Raw genomic sequence first — 16,607 nt, 5'->3', positions numbered from 1 at the left:
ACGCGATCGAGCGCCGCAAGGCCGCCCAGCAGGACCGCACCGTGACCATCACCGCCCTGGATGACGGGATGAGCCTGCTGCAGGCCCTCATCCCCACGGTCGACGCCCTCCTGATCGAGCGTGACCTGACCCTGGCCGCGAAGACCTCCCGTACCCAGACCCTCGACGATGACCGGACGTTGGCGCAGGCCCGCGCCGACGCGCTCGTCGACACCCTCCTGCGCAAGGACGAGAACGACACCACGACCGCCGGTCACGTGCCGGTCGGCACGACAGGGCGGGGCCGGTTCCACGTCGGCATCACCGTCTCCCTCGCCACCCTCCTCGGCCTCTCCAACGAGCCGGGGGTCTCCTCCGACGGGCAGCACGTCCTTGACCCCCCGGCTCGCCGAGCTCGCCGCTCAGGACGGAACCCTGTTCTCGCGGCTCCTGACCGACGAGCACGGCGGCATCCTCGACGTCACCGAGCTCGGCCGCTTCCCCACCCAGCCCCTGCGCCGGGCGTTGAACCTCATCGACGGGACCTGTGACGTTCCGGGTTGCACCCGACCCGCCGTCGCGTGCGACGTCGATCACCAGATCCCCTACGACCCCGGACAACCACCCGGACAGCAGCGCGGACCCACCGCCGCAGGCAACCTGCACCACCGCTGCCCACCCCACCACGGCCTCAAGACCCGAGGAGCATTGACCGTCAGCCACGACAAGGACGGCAACGCCCGCTGGCACCTACCCACCCGCACCATCGAGGCCGAGACCGCGTTCACCCGCGCCTGGAACCGCCGAGACCGCACCATCGAGTTCGTCGAGATCCACCACACCCGCCTCGACCACATCCAGTACCGACCACGATGAGCCGGGCCGCGCTCACCCAGCGGGGTGCCCGCGTCCGCGTCACCATGGACGCATGAGCGACCCCATCGAGGAGACCACCGACGTCCGGACGCAGGAGGCTCTGCGCTCCCTCGAGAAGGCCCTGGAGGACCCCGAGATCGCGGACGCCTTCCGCGGCGTGCAGGAGCACCTCGGGTCCTTCACCTTCGACCCGGTCGGCACCCTCGACGAGGACTGACCCTGCGGCTCCCCGGGTAGGAGTCGAACCTACGTCGCTTGTCCTGATTCAAAGTCAGGCGGGCCCTGCCGGCAGACCAACCGGGGATCGTCGCGACGCACGGCCACGACGGCCGTCCCAGGCTACCCGAGCGGGCGGACGGCGACCGCGAACGTCCGACGGAACGGCAGGACCGTCCCGTACGGCCGGCGAGGGTAGGCCTCGCGCAGCGCCGCCTGGTACTCCGTGACGAACTGCTCCCGCAGACCGTCCGGCAGCGCCTGCAAGACCGGGCGCGCCCCCGTGCCCTTGACCCACTCGAAGACCGGGTCGTCGCCCGGCAGCACGTGCAGGTACGTCGTCTCCCAGGCGTCGCACGACCAGCCCAGCGACGCGAACAGGTCGAGGTACGTCTGCGGACCCGTCCCCCGCACCGAGAGCACGCCCGCCGTGTGGTCCGCGTACGCGGGACGGTCCGCGACCTGGCGCATCAGCGCGTGGCTCGGCGCGTCGGCGTTGTTCGGCACCTGCACGGCGATCGCGCCACCGGGCGTCACGTGCTCCGCCAGACGCCGCAGGACGTCCTCCTGCTCCGGCACCCACTGGAACATCGCGTTCGACGTGATCACGTCCACCGGTCCGTCGGGTGACCACGTCGTCACGTCCGAGACGACGTACGACGCCGCAGGGTCCTCGTTCGTGGCCGTCGCGCGCGCGACCATCTCCGGCGACGCGTCGACGCCCAGCACGCGGGCGTCGGGCCAGCGCCCACGCAGCACGGTCGTGAGGTTGCCGGCTCCGCAGCCGAGGTCGGCCACGACGTCGGCGTCCGACGGCACCCGGGCGACCAGGTCGACGAACGGACGTCCACGGTCGTCGGCGAAGCGCAGGTACTGCTCCGGGTCCCACCTCATGCGGAACCCCGCAGCGCCGCCTCGACCTGCGCGGCCACCGACATCAGGAGCGGGTCCTGCTCGCGGCGAGCGACGAGCTGGACGGCCAGCGGGAGCCCCCGCTTGCGCGACCGGCCGACCGGGAGCGAGACCGCCGGCAGCCCCGCGTGGTTCCACTGCGCCGTGTACGGGTAGAACGCGTTCATGCCGAGCACGGTGCGCAGGCCGCCCTTGCCCGCGAAGTGCCCGACGGGCAGGGCCGGACCGCTCATGACGGGCGACAGGAGCACGTCGACGCCGAGCCGGTCGAGCACCGTCGAGCCGAACCGGTGCCCGGCGCGCTGCGCCCACGTCACGGCCGACGGGCCGAACGGACGGCCGAGGCGCACCACCTGACGGGTGCGTGGCTCGAGCAGCGACGGGTCGTCGACGCGCGACGCCGACTCGGCGATGCCGGCCAGGTAGCGCACGGTGAGCGCCTTCGCGTCGAGACCGTACGGCACCTTGACGGTGGTGACCTCGTGCCCGATCCCGTCGAGCAGGCCCGCCACGTGGTCGACGGCCGACTTCACGTCGCGGTGCAGCGGATCGGGACGCCCTGCGGCCGCAGCGCTGGTCGTCACGCCGATCCTGAGCGTCCGTGGAGCCGTGTCAGCCGCGTGCGCGAGCGCGCCGGGAGCACCGTGCCCCACCGCGTCGAGGTAGACGGCGGTGTCGCGCACCGTCGGGGTCACGCAGCCCTGCGTCGAGAGACCGTGCCAGCCCCCCGAGCCAGGCACGAACCCGTGGGTCGTCTTGAACCCGACGAGACCACAGCTCGCCGCGGGGATGCGGATCGAGCCGGCACCGTCGGACGCCGTCGCCACCCCGACCGCGCCCGCGGCGACGAGCGCGGCCGACCCTCCGGACGAACCCCCGGGCGTGCGGTCGAGGTCGTGCGGGTTGCGCGTCACGCCCCGGGCCGCCGACTCGGTGAACCCGTAGATCGCGAGCTCGGGGAGCGTCGTCGTGGCCACCGGGACGGCACCCGCCGCGAGCAGCGCCTCGACGAGCGGGCCGTCCTGGCGCGCCACCTGGGTGACCGCCCGCGACCCCAGCCCGGTCACCCGTCCGGCGAGGTCGACGTCGTTCTTGATGGCGACGGGCACGCCGAGCAGCGGCCCCGTCTCGCCGCGGGCGATCCGCGCGTCGGCCTCCGTCGAGGCGTCGAACGCCTCGTCGGCGAGCAGCTCGACGACGGCGTTCACCCGGGCGTCCTCACGCTCGATCGCGTCCAGCGTGGCGATGGTCAGCTCGCGCGCGGACACCGTGCGGTCGCGCAGCAGCGGAACGAGGGTGGCCGGGCCACGGCCCACGAGGTCGTCGACGTCCATGGGCGACACCGTAGGCCCCCACCGGCTCGACAACAATCTCGACATCAAGATTCTTGACGAACTACAGTGTCGCCATGGGTGCTGACGAGCTCGACGAGGTCGACGGCATCGTCGCGGCCTGGCAGCGCGAGCGCCCCGACCTGGACACGCGCCCCATGCAGGTGCTCAGCCGGGTCACCCGTCTCGCCCGCCACCTCGACCGCGCGCGCCGGGCGGCGTTCGCGGCCCACGCGCTCGAGCCGTGGGAGTTCGACGTGCTGTCCGCCCTGCGCCGGTCGGGTCCGCCCTACCAGCTCTCCCCCGGCCGGCTCGTCACCGAGACCATGGTCACGAGCGGCACGATGACGAACCGCGTCGACCGGCTCGCGGGGCGCGGGCTCGTCGCCCGCGAGGCCGACCCGGGCGACCGGCGGGGCGTGCTCGTCACCCTCACGGCCGCGGGGCGCGCAGCCGTCGACGCCGCCCTCGACGAGCTCCTCGAGCAGGAGCGCTCGCTGCTGTCGAGCCTCGACCCGGACGACGCGGACACGCTGGCCGCGTCGTTGCGCACGCTGGCTCGCCACGTCTGACCCGACGTCGGGTCAGTCGGCGACCTCGAGCCACCGCTCCTCCAGGCGCTCGCGCTCCGCGACGACCTCCGCGTGCTCCGCGGAGAGCGGCACGAGTCGGGCCGGCTCGGTCGCCGCCTCCACCATGCGTCGCTCGAGGTCGGCCTCCTGCGCGCTCAGCCGCTCGATCTGCCGCTCCAGGCGGGCCGCCTCCTTCCGCGCCTGACGGTCCTGGGCGGAGCCGCTGCCCGGCGACCCGGCCGGGACGGTGGGCGATGCCGGCGCGGGAGCGGGCACATCGGACCCCGCGGGCTGGGCGGACCGACGCAGCCGCAGGTACTCGTCGACGCCGCCCGGCAGGTGTCGCAGCCGGCCGTCCAGCACCGCGTACTGGTGGTCGGTCACCCGCTCCAGCAGGTAGCGGTCGTGGCTGACGACGAGCAGCGTGCCGGGCCACGTGTCGAGCAGGTCCTCGATCGCCGCCAGCATGTCGGTGTCCATGTCGTTGGTCGGCTCGTCGAGGATCAGCACGTTCGGCTCGTCGAGCAGGGTGAGCAGCAGCTGCAGGCGACGGCGCTGGCCGCCCGACAGGTCCTTGACCCGGTTCGAGAGCTGGGCGCTGGAGAACCCGAGCCGCTCGAGCATCTGCGACGGGGTCACCTCCGCCCCGTCGGCCTGGTAGCTGGCGCGCCGCGACGCCACGACGTCGCGCACGCGGTCGTCGGCGATCGCGTCGAGCTCCGTCAACGCCTGCGTCAGGGTGGCCACGCGGACCGTCGTGCCGCGCTTCACCCGACCGCGCGAAGGCTCCAGCCGGCCGGCGACGAGCGAGAGCAGCGTGCTCTTGCCCGCGCCGTTGGGGCCCAGGATGCCGGTCCGCTCCCCCGGCGCGATCCGCCACTCGACGTGCGAGAGCACCTCGCGGTCGCCGAAGGAGACCGACACGTCGAGCAGGTCGACGACGTCCTTGCCGAGCCGCGCCGTCGCGACCCGCCGCAGCTCGACGCTGTCGCGCACGGGCGGCTCGCGCTCGATCAGCTCGTTGGCCGCGTCGATGCGGAACTTCGGCTTCGACGTGCGGGCCGGCGCGCCGCGCCGCAGCCACGCCAGCTCCTTGCGCAGGAGGTTCTGCCGACGCGACTCGGCCGCAGCGGCCTGGCGGTCGCGCTCGACGCGCTGCAGCACGTAGGCGGCGTACCCGCCCTCGAACGGCTCCACGACCGCGTCGTGGACCTCCCAGGTGTCGGTGCACACCTCGTCGAGGAACCAGCGGTCGTGCGTGACCACCACGAAGGCGCCCTGCCCCGACGCGAACCGCGCGTTCAGGTGGGCCGCCAGCCAGGTGACGCCCTCGACGTCGAGGTGGTTGGTGGGCTCGTCGAGGAACAGCACGTCGTGCTCGTCGACGAGGACGGCGGCGAGCGACACGCGGCGACGCTGGCCGCCGCTGAGGCCGGCGACGGGACCGTCCCAGTCGACGTCGCCGAGCAGCCCGGCGACGACGTCGCGCACCCGCGGGTCGCCCGCCCACACGTGCTCGGCGGTGTCACCGACGACGGTCTGCGCGACCGTGAGCCCGGGGTCGAGCGTGTCGGACTGGTCGACGTAGCCGACGCGCAGGTCGCGACGCCACGTGACCCGGCCCTCGTCGGGCTCGAGCCGACGTGCCAGCACCCGCATCAACGTCGACTTGCCGTCGCCGTTGCGGCCGACGACGCCGACGCGCTGCCCCTCGGCCAGGCCGAGGGTGACGTCGTCGAGGACGTCCTTCGTCGGGAACGACAGCTGCAGCCCCTCGCCGCCGATGAGCGGGGTCCGACGGCCGGCCGGTGCGGCCACCTCAGACCACCCGCACGCCGGGCACGGGCCCGATCGACTGGACGACGTCGGCGCAGCGCCCCGTGCCGGCAAGCGCGATCGCGATGTCGAGGCTCTGCTGCTCGTCGGCGGCGAGGAACACGCACGTGGGGCCGGAGCCGGACACCAGCGCGCCGAGCGCACCGGCCTCCACCCCCACCTCGAGGGTCTGGGCCAGGTCGGGCCGCAGCGAGAGCGCGGCCTCCGTGAGGTCGTTGGAGAGGGCGGCCCCGAGCGCGACGGCGTCGCCCGAGCGCAGGGCCGCGAGCAGCGCGTCGGGGACCTCGGGCGTCGCCAGCTCCCGGTCGGCGTTCAGCCGGTCGAACTCGGCGTACACCGAGGCCGTCGACAGTCCGATGCCGGACACGGCGACGACCCAGTGGTAGGAGCCACGCGCCAGGACCGGGCTGACCAGCTCGCCGCGTCCGCCGCCGATCGCGTTGCCGCCGTGCAGGAGGAACGGCACGTCGCTGCCGAGACCGGCCGCGACCGGCTCGAGCTCGTGCCGCGACCACCCGAGACCCCACACGTCGTTGCACGCGACGAGCGTCGCCGCAGCGTCGGCCGAGCCGCCGGCCATGCCACCGGCCACCGGGATCGCCTTGCGGATCACGAGGTCGACGCCGGCCTCGACGCCCGTCTGCTCACGCAGCGCGAGCGCGGCGCGCACGGCGAGGTTGTCCCGACCGCGCGGCACGAGCGACGCCTCGGTCTCGGCGCCCGGGACGTCGCTGGTCGTCTCGACCGTCACCTCGCCGGTGTCGTTCGCCGTCGCCCGGACCTCGTCGTAGAGGTCGACGGCCTGGTAGACCGTCGCGAGCGGGTGGAAGCCGTCCTCACGGACGCCGCCGACGCCGAGGGCCAGGTTGATCTTGGCTGGCACGCGCACGCTGACGGTTCTCACCGCACCAACCTACCGATCCGCTCAGCCGAGGGCAGCGGCGATCCGCGCGAACGCCACGACGTCGAGCTGCTCACCCCTGGCCTGCGGGTCGACGTCGGCCGCGCGCAGGGCCACCTCGGCCGCCGCGCCGGAGCCTGCGAGGCCGGAGAGCGCGGCCCTCAGCGTCTTGCGACGCTGCGCGAAGGCGGCGTCGACGACGCGGAAGGTGGCACGCCGTAGGTCGTCGTCGCCGGGCGTGCCCCGCCGGCGCAGCGACACGAGCGCGGAGTCGACGTTCGGCACGGGCCAGAACACCTGACGTCCGACCGTGCCCGCGAGGGCGACGTCGCAGTACCAGGCCGCCTTGACGCTCGGGACGCCGTAGGTGCGGGAGCCGGGAGGCGCCGCGAGCCGGTGGGCCACCTCGGCCTGCACCATGACGAGCACCGACGCGAGCGTCTCGAAGCGCTCCAGCAGGTGCAGCAGCACCGGGACCGACACGTTGTAGGGCAGGTTCGCGACCAGCGCGGTGGGCGTGGGGCCGGGAAGCTCCTCGACGCGCATCGCGTCGGCCAGGACGAGGTCGAGACGCTCGACGTGACCCGGCGCCTGCTCGGCGACGGTGGTCGGCAGACGCTGGGCGAGGACCGGGTCGACCTCGACGGCCACGACGTGCCGGGCGACCTCGAGCAGCGCCAGGGTCAGCGAACCGAGACCGGGACCGACCTCGACGACGACGTCGTCGGGGCCGATCCCGGAGTCGCGGACGATACGGCGCACGGTGTTGCCGTCGACCACGAAGTTCTGGCCACGCTGCTTGGTGGGCCGCAGTCCGACCGCGTCAGCGATGCGTCGGACGTCGGCCGCACCCAGCAGCGAGACCGGGGTGGGCGGGGTGCCGCTCAGTGCACACCGACCTTCGCGGCGCAGGACCACTGGCCCCAGCCGGAGCGCTGCTGCAGGATCTTCGCGTACTTGATCTGCACCTCGCGGCTGTTCTCGTGCGGGAGGCCGGGGCCGCCGACGACTCGGGAGCCGCGGCCGCCAGCGTGGTCTCCTCGGGCTCGGGCTCCTTCGTGCCGCGGAGCACGACGCGCTTGCTGCCCTCGTCGGCGACCTTCTGGGTCAGCACGAGGGTCGAGCGGACCTTGCCGTTCGCGCGGGTGACGAGCACCTTCTGCTGCACGACGCGCGGGGCGCCGGCGCGCAGCACCTTCTCCGTGCCCTTCTCCAGGGTGTCGTCCTCGCGGACCTCCGTCTGCGGGGCGGTGCGCACCGTGCGGGCGGTGTCGACCATGCGCACCCGCACGACGTCGACGCGCTCGCCCGGCTTGACCAGGGCGGCCTCGCCGAGCGCGTCGCCGGCGCGGACCTCGTCGGCGGCACCGAGACGCACGCCGGCCTCCTCGAGCACCTCGCCCGCGGTGGGGGCGGCGCTCGTGACGGTCCGCTTGCGACCGTCGGCGCGGACGGTGAGCTTCTTGGGGTTGGAGACGACCACGGTCGACGCGGTGTCGTCGAGGCGCGTGTCCTTCGCGGCGTTGACCTCGGCACCCTTGCGGGGCGAGACGTCGAGCTCGTCGAGGACGTCGCCGACGGTGGCGGCGTGCAGCCGCTCACGACGCACGGTGCCGTCGACGGCGACCGTGACGTCCTTGGCGTAGCGGACCTTGATCGTGTCGCCGTCGGAGACCGACGCGGTCGGCTCGGCGTCGACGGCGGCGTCCTTCGTGCGGACGTCGTGGCTCTTGAGCAGCGACCCGACGGAGGTGCCGAAGGTGCGGACGGTGGCCTTGCGGCCGTCGACGTCGAGGGTCACGGTCTTGGAGAGGCTGCCGTAGGCGGCGACGCCGGCTCCGAGAACGAGGAGGACGGCCAGGTTGAGGGCGATGACGACGCGCTTCGTGGTCTGGCGGTGGCGGCGCCGAGTGGCGTCCGCGGAGTCCTGGGAGGTGGTCTGAGGGGTGTTCTGTCGAGGGTGGTGCACTGCTTTCCTCTGGTCGGGGACAAGGTCAGCTGGAGATGGGCAGCCCGTCCACCCTGCGGGAGGACGGCGCTGACGTCAAACAGCCGGGGTGTGCCGAGGCCAGGAGCCGCCGAACGCGCGGTCGGTGTTCTCATCGATCGCCCGGCAAAGGTCGTCGACGGATCGGCCCAGGAACTCGGCCATGAAACGCACCGTGTACGGCACGAGGAACGACGCGTTCGGCCGTCCACGGTGCGGCGTCGGTGTGAGGAAGGGCGCATCGGTCTCGACGAGGATCCGGTCGGTCGGCGTGACCGCCAGCGCCTCGCGCAGCGGCTCGGCGTTCTTGAACGTGACCGTCCCGGAGAACGAGAGGTAGGCGCCACGGTCGAGGCAGCGTCGGGCGACGTCGGCGTCGCCGGAGAAGCAGTGCATGACGGTGCGCTCGGGGACGCCCTGGTCGTCGAGGATCGCCAGGACGTCGTCGTGCGCGTCGCGGTCGTGGATGACGAGGGTGCGGTCGTGACGTCGGGCCACGTCGATGTGCGCCCGGAACGAGCGGTGCTGCGCGGCACGTCCGTCGACGCCGGTGCGGAAGTAGTCGAGACCGGTCTCCCCCACCGCCCGGACGGCGGGGTCCTGCGCGAGGGCCTCGATCTCGGCGAGCGCGGCGTCGAGCGTGCCCGCCTGCTCCAGGAGCGGCGCCTCGTTGGGGTGCAGGGCGACGGCCGCGACGATCGCCTCGTGCTGGCGCGCCGTCTCGACCGCCCAGCGCGACCCCTCGAGGTCGCAGCCGACCTGCACGATCCGGTCGACGTTGACGGCCGCGGCCCGGTCGAGGGCGTCCTCGACGTCGATCAGCAGGCCGCCCTTGATCCTGTGGTCGAGGTGGCAGTGGTTGTCGACCACGGGCGACGGGAGCGGCTCGGGCGCGTCGGGCCAGGGCCAGTCGGCCTCGCTCACGCGTCGTCCTCGAGGCGCGGGAACAGGCTGGGCACCTTCGTGACCACCGAGCCCTCCGGCAGACGTCCCCACTGCGCGACGGTCCCGATCGGCTGGTCGGCAAGCGCACCGAGCGCAGGCTCGGCACCCAGCGACTCCCACAGCGACGCGGTGGCGCGCGGCATCACCGGGTGCAGCAGCACCGCGAGCACGCGCAGACCCTCGGCCGCGGTCACGAGGATGGTGGCGAGCCGCTCCCGCTGCGCCGCCTCGTCCGCCTGCTTCGCCACCTGCCAGGGCGCCTGCTCGGTGAGGTAGCCGTTGAGGGCCTCGACGATCCGCCAGACCTGCGCCAGCGCGTCCTGCGGCGCGATCCGGTCGATCGCCCGGTCGGCCTCGACCGAGGCCTCCGCGACGAGCGCGACGAGCGCCTCCTCGGCGGCCGTGTGCTCACCGGCGGCCGGCAGCGTGCCGTCGAAGTACTTGCCGATCATGGCCGCCACCCGCGACGCCAGGTTGCCGAACCCGTTGGCGAGCTCGGCGTGGTAGCGGGCGCGCATGTCCTCCCACGAGATCGAGCCGTCGGAGCCGAACGTGAGCGCGCGCGAGAAGTAGTAGCGGTAGGCGTCGGAGCCGAACACTTCGACGATCTCGTCGGGGCGGATGCCGTTGGCCTTGCTCTTGCTCATCTTCTGCCCGCCCACCAGCAGCCAGCCGTGCGCGAACACGCGGTGCGGTACGGGACGTCCGGCGGCCATCAGCATCGCCGGCCAGATGACGGCGTGGAAGCGCGCGATGTCCTTGCCGACGAGGTGCACGTCGGCGGGCCACAGCTCGCCGAAGCGCTCGTCGTCGACGCCGTAGCCGGCGGCGGTGACGTAGTTGAGCAGCGCCTCGATCCACACGTACATGACGTGCGAGGGGTCCCACGGGACCTGGATGCCCCAGTCGAACGTGGAGCGGCTGATCGAGAGGTCCTTCAGGCCCCGCCGCACGAAGGAGACGACCTCGTTGCGCGCCGACTCGGGCTGGATGAAGTCGGGGTTCGTCTCGTAGAGCTCGAGCAGCCGGTCGGCGTACTTGCTGAGCGGGAAGAAGTAGTTCTCCTCCGTCACGTGCTCCACGCGCGACCCGTCGAGCGCCGAGACCTTGTGCCCCTCGTCGTCGCCCTCGCCGTCGACGACGTCGTCCTCGGCCACGAACTCCTCCGAGCCGACCGAGTACCAGCCGCTGAACTCTCCCTTGTAGACCTCGCCGCGGTCGTACAGGTCCTGCCAGAACGCCTGGGCGCTCTTCTCGTGGCGCTCCTCGCTCGTGCGGATGAAGTCGTCGTTGGCGATGTCGAGCAGCTCCAGCAGCGGCTTCCACTCCGTCTCGACCAGCCGGTCGGTCCACTCCTGCGGGGTGGCGCCGTTCTGCTGCGCCTTGCGCAGCACCTTCAGGCCGTGCTCGTCGGTGCCCGTGAGGTACCAGACGTCCTCGCCGCGCTGACGGTGCCAGCGGGTCAGGACGTCGCCGATGACCGTCGTGTAGCCGTGGCCGATGTGCGGGGCGTCGTTGACGTAGTAGATCGGCGTGGTGACGTAGTAGGACACACCACGATCCTAGTGACCCGGTGGGACGCCCTCAGCGGGCGTGCGCGGCGTCGTAGACGACCCGCTTGCGCACGCCGGTGTCGGCGGCGACCTGGGCGACCGCGTCCTTGCGGCTGAGCCCCGTCGCCTCGGCGTCGGCCACGAGGGCGCGGAGCGCGTCGGCGTCGAGGTCGGCGACGACGGGGACGTGGCCGGCGACGACCAGGGTCACCTCGCCGCGCACCCCGTGCTCCTGCCCGTCGGCCCAGGCGACGAGCTCGGCGAGGCTGCCGCGGGCGACCTCCTCGTACGTCTTCGTCAGCTCGCGGCACACGGCGGCGGCACGGTCGGCCCCGAGCGCGGCGGCGAGCGCGGCGAGGGTCGCGCGGGTGCGGTGCGGCGACTCGAAGAAGACCATCGTGCGCTGCTCGGTGGCGAGCGCCGCGAAGGCACGGTCGCGCTCGCCCGCCTTGCGGGCCGGGAACCCCTCGAAGCAGAACCGGTCGACCGGCAGGCCGCTGACGGCGAGCGCCGTGAGGACGGCCGACGGTCCGGGGATGGCGCGCACGTCGACGTCGGCCTCCAGCGCCGCGGCCACGAGCCGGTAGCCGGGGTCGGACACGCTCGGCATCCCCGCGTCGGTGACGAGCAGGACGTCGAGCCCGGCCAGGAGGTGCTCGACGAGTTCGGGCGTCCGCTCCCGCTCGTTGCCCTCGAAGTAGGACACGACACGTCCGCCGACCTGGGCCCCCAGGTCGCCCGCGAGCCGCCGCAGCCGCCGCGTGTCCTCCGCGGCCACCACGTCGGCCGCCCCGAGCGCCGCCACCAGCCTCGGCGACGCGTCGTCGGGCCGACCGATGGGCGTCGCAGCGAGGATCAGCACCCCCTCATCCTCCCACCCGCACCGTCCGCCCCCCGAGCGGTGGATCCTCCACCGAATGCGCGGGGAGGGGCGCCGACGGTGGATCGTCCACCTTCTCAACGCTCACAAGGTGGAGGATCCACCTCTGAGCGCGTGTCCACAGCCAGGCGCCGGACGGCGGGGACGTCGTCCACAGGATCGAGACGACATGTCCCCTGACCCGCGCCGAGCGAGTCGGATGGCTCCATGCGCCGTCCAACTCCCCTTCCATCCGTCCTCGCCGGTCGTGCGTTCCACCGCTCGGAGGCGATCGCCGTCGGGATCAGCCCCCGGATGCTCGAGCACCCACGGTTCGTCCAGGTCTTCCCCCGCGTGTACCGCTCCCACGACACGCACCTCACCACGCTCGAGCTGATCGGGGCAGCGCGCCTGGCGCTACCGCCAGACGCCCAGCTCAGCCACCTCACGAGGCCCCTGGGCCTCGACTTCGGCCCGCTCCTGCCACTGCGGTTCACCCTCCCCCGCGACCACCACCTCACCTTCGACCGGATCTTCGTGCATCGGACCGTCGCGATGCCCCCGCACCGAGACGGCTCCATCGACGTCGAGGGCGCCTTCGTGATGGCCGCCGCCGAGCTCCTGCCGATCGAGGTGGTGATGGTCGGCGACTGGCTCCTGCACCGCGGCCACCTCCGGCTCGACCCCCTGCAGCGTCTCTTGGACGACCAACCCTGGCGAGTCGCCGCCCCCCTCGTGCGGCGCATGCTCCCCTGGATGGACCCGGCAGCAGCGAGCCTGCAGGAGAGCCGGCTCCGTTGCCTGGTCGTCGCCTCCGGGCTGCCCCGGCCCGCCGTCAACGTCGACCTCCACGACGCCGCCGGGCGGTTCCTGGCTCGTGGCGACCTCGTCTACGTGGTGTGGCGGCTCCTCCTCGAGTTCGAGGGTCGCCAGCATGCGCTCGACGTCCGCCAGTTCCAGCACGACGTCCATCGCTACGGACGGTTGCGCGAGGAGGCGTGGGCGTACCTCCAGGTGACGTCGGAGATGCTCGCCCATCCACGGACGACGGTGCTGGAAGTGCATCGAGCACTCGTGCGCGCGGGCTACGACGGACCGGCGCCACACTTCGGCCGGACGTGGCACGCTCTCCTGGCGGCTCCCTTGGTCGGCGCCCCCGGAACCAGCGGTGCTCTTTCCACCTTCTGAGGTCTGTTCGGGTGGTTGATCCACCGCTCGGCACGAGGACACACCATTCGGTGGAGGAGTCACCGCTCGGGTGGGTGACAGGATGTGCCCGTGGAGGCACGGGATCGGGTGGTGGGCTGGCTGGGACCGGCGGCGGTGGCGCTGCTGGCGCTCGGGCTGCGGGTGTGGCACCTGGGTCGGCCGAACCTGCTCGTCTTCGACGAGACGTACTACGCCAAGGACGCCTTCTCCCTGCTGCAGCACGGCTACGTCCAGGACTTCGTGTCCGACGCGAACGAGAAGATCGTCGACGGCGTCCTGACCGGGCTGACGAACGGCCAGCCGGCCTACATCGCGCACCCGGACGGCGGGAAGTGGCTGATCGCGGTCGGCGAGGCGATCTTCGGCATGAACTCCTTCGGCTGGCGGATCAGCGCCGCGGTCGTCGGCGCGCTCACGGTCCTGGTGCTGGCCCGCCTGGTGCTGCGGCTCACCGGGTCCGTGTGGGTGGGGTGCCTCGCGGGACTCCTGCTCTGCCTCGACGGGCTGCACTTCGTCATGTCGCGGACGGCGCTGCTCGACGTCTTCCTGACGTTCTGGGTCGTCGCGGGGGTGGCCTGTCTCGTCGCTGACCGCGACGCCGTGCGCGAGCGGCTGGGCACCTACGTCCACTGGCGGCCGTGGCAGCTGGCCGCCGGCGTGTGCTTCGGCATGGCCGTGGGCACCAAGTGGAGCGGGCTCTACGTCCTCGCGGCGTTCGGCGTGGTGGTCGTCGTGTGGGAGGTGCTGGCCCGCCGCACCTACGCCCGGACGCACGCCGCGCACGGCGCGAGCGACGCGGACGTGTCGACGGTGCCGCGGTTCGGCTGGGTCCGCACGACCCTCGCGACGGGCCTGCCCGCGTTCGGCTACCTCGTGCTCGTCGCCCTGGTCGTGTACCTGCTCACCTGGACCGGGTTCCTGCTGCACCAGGAGGCGTACGCCGTCCGGTACGGGCTCGGCGACCCGTCGTGGGGGTCGTACGTCAGCTCACCGACGCCGGGCTTCCTCGGCGGGGTGCTCGACGCGTTCCGCTCCCTGTGGCACTTCCACGTCATGGTCTTCGACTTCCACACCGGCTCCTACCTCGCGGGCAAGACCCACCCGTACGCGTCGAACCCGGCCGGCTGGCTGCTGCTCGAGCGGCCCGTCGCGTTCGACGCGCAGTTCAAGCTCCCGGCCACCGCGTGTGGGGCCCCCGAGGGCTCGACGTGCATCCGCGAGGTCACCGCGCTCGGCAACCCGGCGGTGTGGTGGCCGGCCGCCGTCGCCGTCGTGGCCGCGGTGGTCGCCTGGATCCGCACCCGCGACGGTCGCTGGGCGGTGCCGGTCGTCGGCGTCGCGGCGGGCTGGCTGCCCTGGTTCGGCAGCACCGACCGACCGATCTTCAGCTTCTACGCCGTGCTCGTGGTGCCGTTCATGATCGTGGCGCTGTGCCTGCTCGTCGACGAGGCCCGACACTGGGCCGACACCGCCCAGCGACGCTACGCGGTCGGCCTCGGCGTCGGACTGCTGGTCGTCGCCGTCGTCGCGTGCTTCTGGTACTTCCTGCCGATCTGGACCGACCGGACCATCCCCTACGACGCGTGGCTCGACCGGATGTGGTTCCGCCGCTGGATCTGAGGCCTGCGCCCCGTCCCGCGATCAGCGCGCGGCGGCGCGGGTCGCGGTCCGACCCTCGAGCGCGAGGCCGAGGATCCACGCGATCTCCTGCGCGGCGACGGCCGCAGGCTTCGACGGTCGCGTGATCGAGGAGAGCACGAGCCGCACCACCGCCTCGACGGCCACGACGAGCTCGGCGTCGTCGAACGGCAGCGGCGCGAACCGGTCCAGCAGCTCCTGCCGCACGACGAGCGACGCGGCCTCGACGATCTCGCCCGACTCGGTGGTGAGGACGCTGAGCAGGTCGCCGTCCTGCTCCGACGGCACCGACGTGACGATCGTGCGGACGAGCAGGCTGCGCTCCCCGAGCTCGAGCGCGCCCTCGCACGCCGACCGGACGGCCTCGACCACGTCGTCCGCGGCTCGCAGCCGGTCCCGCACGACGGCGAGGAACCGGTCGAGCTCGCGCAGGGCGAGCGCCTGGGCGAGCGCGTGCTTGGTGCCCAGCTCGTTGTGCACCGTCTGACGGCTCACCCCGGCGAGGCGCGCGATGCGCGCCATCGTGACGGCCGTCCACCCGTCGTCCTCCACCACGTGCTGGGCGGCGTCGAGCAGGCGTTCGCGGGTCGAGGGCACACCCGCACGGTACGCCCCCGCGCCCAGCGCCAGGTCGGTCATGTCGCCTGCAGCGCGGCGGCCAGGTCGTCGGTCGTGTCCAGGGCGGACACGTCGGGACGGGCCTTCGCACCGATGGCCTGACGAGCCACCCGCACCTCGGCGGGCCGGCCGATCGAGACGGCGCCGCGCAGGACCCCGTCGTCGAGCAGGAACGCGGTGAAGTCGCGCGCCTCGAGCGAGCCGCGCACGACGAGCTCGTGGGCCGCCGCGGGCCATCCGGTCACCTGCAGCGTGTGGCCGTACTGGTCGGACCAGCACCACGGGACCTCGTCGAAGGCCGCGTCCTGGCCGGCGACGTTGCGGCCGACGGCCGTGCCGTGGTTCTGCGCGCCCTGCCAATGCTCGACCCGTTCGGGACCGCCGCGCAGCACGCTGGGGCGCAGCACGACGTCGCCCGCGGCGTAGACGTCGGGGGCGCTCGTGCGGCCATGGTCGTCGACGACCACGGCTCCGCGCTCGACGGCGAGGCCTGCGGCGGCGGCGAGCTCGCCGTTCGGCGCCATCCCGACGGCCACGACGACCACGGGCGCGGACCAGCGCCGACCGTCCGCCGCCTCGACGACCGTCTCGCCGTCGTCGCCGGCGACGATCGCGGTGACCTCGACGCCGAGCTGCAGGTCCGTGCCGTGCGTGGTGTGCAGCTCGGCGCACAGCGCACCGAGGTCGGGCGGCAGGAGGTGCTGCAGCGGCGACGCGGCCGCCTCGAGAAGGGTCACCTCGGCGCCGAGCTCCCGCGCGCTGGCGGCGATCTCGGACCCGATGAGCCCCGCCCCGACGACCACGAGCCGGCCGCCGGGACGCAGCGCCTCGAGCACGCCGTCGACGTCGGCCAGGTCGCGGAGGGTCCGGACGCCGGGCGCGTCGGGTGCGGTGATCGCCTCGAGCGTCCGGGCCCGACCTCCGGTGGCCAGCACCAGGCTGCCGTAGTCGAGCTCCTCCCCCGACGCCAGCGTGACGCGGTGCGCCTCGACGTCGATGGCAGCGACCCGCTCGCCCGTGCGCAGGTGCACCCGCTGCGCCTCGTACCAGTCGGCCTTGCGGATCCGGATGTCGTCGGCGCCCTTCTCCCCGCGCACGACCTCCTTCGACACCGGCGGGCGGCGGTAGGGCAGCTCGGGCTCCTCGCCCAGGAGCACGACCTCGCCCTCGAAGCC

16 protein-coding genes, 1 tRNA gene and 1 pseudogene are annotated in these 16,607 nt (G+C 73.2%); 6 read left to right on the top strand and 12 right to left on the bottom strand.

Annotated features, from left to right (window positions below; all coding sequences use genetic code 11):
* Window positions 1-68: 68 nt before the first annotated feature.
* From A6Q81_RS17320 to A6Q81_RS15230, 3 genes and pseudogenes are all read left to right on the top strand, one after another.
* Window positions 69-269: pseudogene (locus A6Q81_RS17320) on the top strand (hypothetical protein); the annotation flags it as partial.
* Between the two features lie 103 nt (window positions 270-372).
* On the top strand, window positions 373-855 hold the full coding sequence (locus A6Q81_RS15235; RefSeq protein WP_286690984.1) for an HNH endonuclease signature motif containing protein: 483 nt from the start codon (window positions 373-375) through the stop codon (window positions 853-855).
* 52 nt (window positions 856-907) lie between these two features.
* Window positions 908-1,072, top strand: a complete 165-nt coding sequence (locus A6Q81_RS15230; RefSeq protein ID WP_158509177.1) for a hypothetical protein — start codon at window positions 908-910, stop codon at window positions 1,070-1,072.
* 8 nt (window positions 1,073-1,080) lie between these two features.
* Here A6Q81_RS15230 and A6Q81_RS15225 read toward each other — a convergent pair.
* From A6Q81_RS15225 to A6Q81_RS15215, 3 genes are all read right to left on the bottom strand, one after another.
* A tRNA-Gln gene (locus tag A6Q81_RS15225) sits at window positions 1,081-1,159 on the bottom strand.
* 35 nt (window positions 1,160-1,194) lie between these two features.
* Window positions 1,195-1,965, bottom strand: coding sequence for a methyltransferase domain-containing protein (locus A6Q81_RS15220; protein WP_286690983.1), 771 nt, complete (start codon window positions 1,963-1,965; stop codon window positions 1,195-1,197).
* Window positions 1,962-3,317: an amidase gene (locus A6Q81_RS15215; RefSeq protein ID WP_286690982.1), complete on the bottom strand. Its 1,356-nt coding sequence runs from the start codon at window positions 3,315-3,317 to the stop codon at window positions 1,962-1,964. The genes A6Q81_RS15220 and A6Q81_RS15215 overlap by 4 nt, the downstream gene beginning before the upstream one ends.
* 74 nt (window positions 3,318-3,391) lie before the next feature.
* Here A6Q81_RS15215 and A6Q81_RS15210 point away from each other — a divergent pair, with 74 nt between their 5' ends.
* Window positions 3,392-3,886: a MarR family winged helix-turn-helix transcriptional regulator gene (locus A6Q81_RS15210; RefSeq protein ID WP_286690981.1), complete on the top strand. Its 495-nt coding sequence runs from the start codon at window positions 3,392-3,394 to the stop codon at window positions 3,884-3,886.
* A gap of 12 nt (window positions 3,887-3,898) precedes the next feature.
* Here the strand turns inward: A6Q81_RS15210 and A6Q81_RS15205 are convergent, their stop codons facing one another.
* The 7 genes from A6Q81_RS15205 to rsmI all read right to left on the bottom strand — a co-directional run bounded on the left by A6Q81_RS15205 (window position 3,899) and on the right by rsmI (window position 11,970).
* Entirely contained in the window at window positions 3,899-5,704 is a 1,806-nt protein-coding gene (locus A6Q81_RS15205; RefSeq protein ID WP_286690980.1) for an ABC-F family ATP-binding cassette domain-containing protein, read from the bottom strand.
* A 1-nt stretch (window position 5,705) separates the two neighbouring features.
* On the bottom strand, window positions 5,706-6,626 hold the full coding sequence (locus A6Q81_RS15200; RefSeq protein WP_067855329.1) for a 4-(cytidine 5'-diphospho)-2-C-methyl-D-erythritol kinase: 921 nt from the start codon (window positions 6,624-6,626) through the stop codon (window positions 5,706-5,708).
* A 21-nt stretch (window positions 6,627-6,647) separates the two neighbouring features.
* Window positions 6,648-7,511: a 16S rRNA (adenine(1518)-N(6)/adenine(1519)-N(6))-dimethyltransferase RsmA gene (rsmA, locus tag A6Q81_RS15195; protein ID WP_286690986.1), complete on the bottom strand. Its 864-nt coding sequence runs from the start codon at window positions 7,509-7,511 to the stop codon at window positions 6,648-6,650.
* Entirely contained in the window at window positions 7,447-8,592 is a 1,146-nt protein-coding gene (locus tag A6Q81_RS15190) for a ubiquitin-like domain-containing protein (protein WP_286690979.1), read from the bottom strand. Before A6Q81_RS15190 ends, rsmA begins: the two co-directional genes overlap by 65 nt.
* A gap of 75 nt (window positions 8,593-8,667) precedes the next feature.
* Entirely contained in the window at window positions 8,668-9,534 is an 867-nt protein-coding gene (locus A6Q81_RS15185; protein WP_286690978.1) for a TatD family hydrolase, read from the bottom strand.
* On the bottom strand, window positions 9,531-11,108 hold the full coding sequence (gene metG / locus A6Q81_RS15180) for a methionine--tRNA ligase (RefSeq protein WP_286690977.1): 1,578 nt from the start codon (window positions 11,106-11,108) through the stop codon (window positions 9,531-9,533). The genes A6Q81_RS15185 and metG overlap by 4 nt, the downstream gene beginning before the upstream one ends.
* Before the next feature lie 31 nt (window positions 11,109-11,139).
* Window positions 11,140-11,970 (bottom strand): 16S rRNA (cytidine(1402)-2'-O)-methyltransferase, encoded by an 831-nt coding sequence (gene rsmI / locus A6Q81_RS15175; protein ID WP_286690976.1) that lies wholly within the window; start codon window positions 11,968-11,970, stop codon window positions 11,140-11,142.
* Between the two features lie 225 nt (window positions 11,971-12,195).
* Between rsmI and A6Q81_RS15170 the strand changes: the two genes are divergently transcribed.
* Both A6Q81_RS15170 and A6Q81_RS15165 read left to right on the top strand, forming a co-directional pair.
* Window positions 12,196-13,155 (top strand): hypothetical protein, encoded by a 960-nt coding sequence (locus A6Q81_RS15170; protein WP_286690975.1) that lies wholly within the window; start codon window positions 12,196-12,198, stop codon window positions 13,153-13,155.
* Between the two features lie 90 nt (window positions 13,156-13,245).
* Window positions 13,246-14,796 (top strand): dolichyl-phosphate-mannose--protein mannosyltransferase, encoded by a 1,551-nt coding sequence (locus A6Q81_RS15165; protein WP_286690974.1) that lies wholly within the window; start codon window positions 13,246-13,248, stop codon window positions 14,794-14,796.
* 21 nt (window positions 14,797-14,817) lie between these two features.
* Here the strand turns inward: A6Q81_RS15165 and A6Q81_RS15160 are convergent, their stop codons facing one another.
* On the bottom strand, window positions 14,818-15,411 hold the full coding sequence (locus A6Q81_RS15160; RefSeq protein ID WP_286690973.1) for a TetR/AcrR family transcriptional regulator: 594 nt from the start codon (window positions 15,409-15,411) through the stop codon (window positions 14,818-14,820).
* Window positions 15,412-15,449: 38 nt separating this feature from the next.
* Window positions 15,450-16,607: NAD(P)/FAD-dependent oxidoreductase (locus A6Q81_RS15155; protein WP_286690972.1), on the bottom strand; the 1,158-nt coding region annotated here is incomplete at its 5' end.

The sequence above is a fragment of the Aeromicrobium sp. REDSEA-S38_B2 genome (assembly GCF_001628525.1).
In the GTDB taxonomy this organism is placed as follows: domain Bacteria; phylum Actinomycetota; class Actinomycetes; order Propionibacteriales; family Nocardioidaceae; genus Aeromicrobium; species Aeromicrobium erythreum.
The sequence above is the reverse complement of the archived record's forward strand: the minus strand, read 5'-3'. Positions and strand labels throughout refer to the sequence as shown.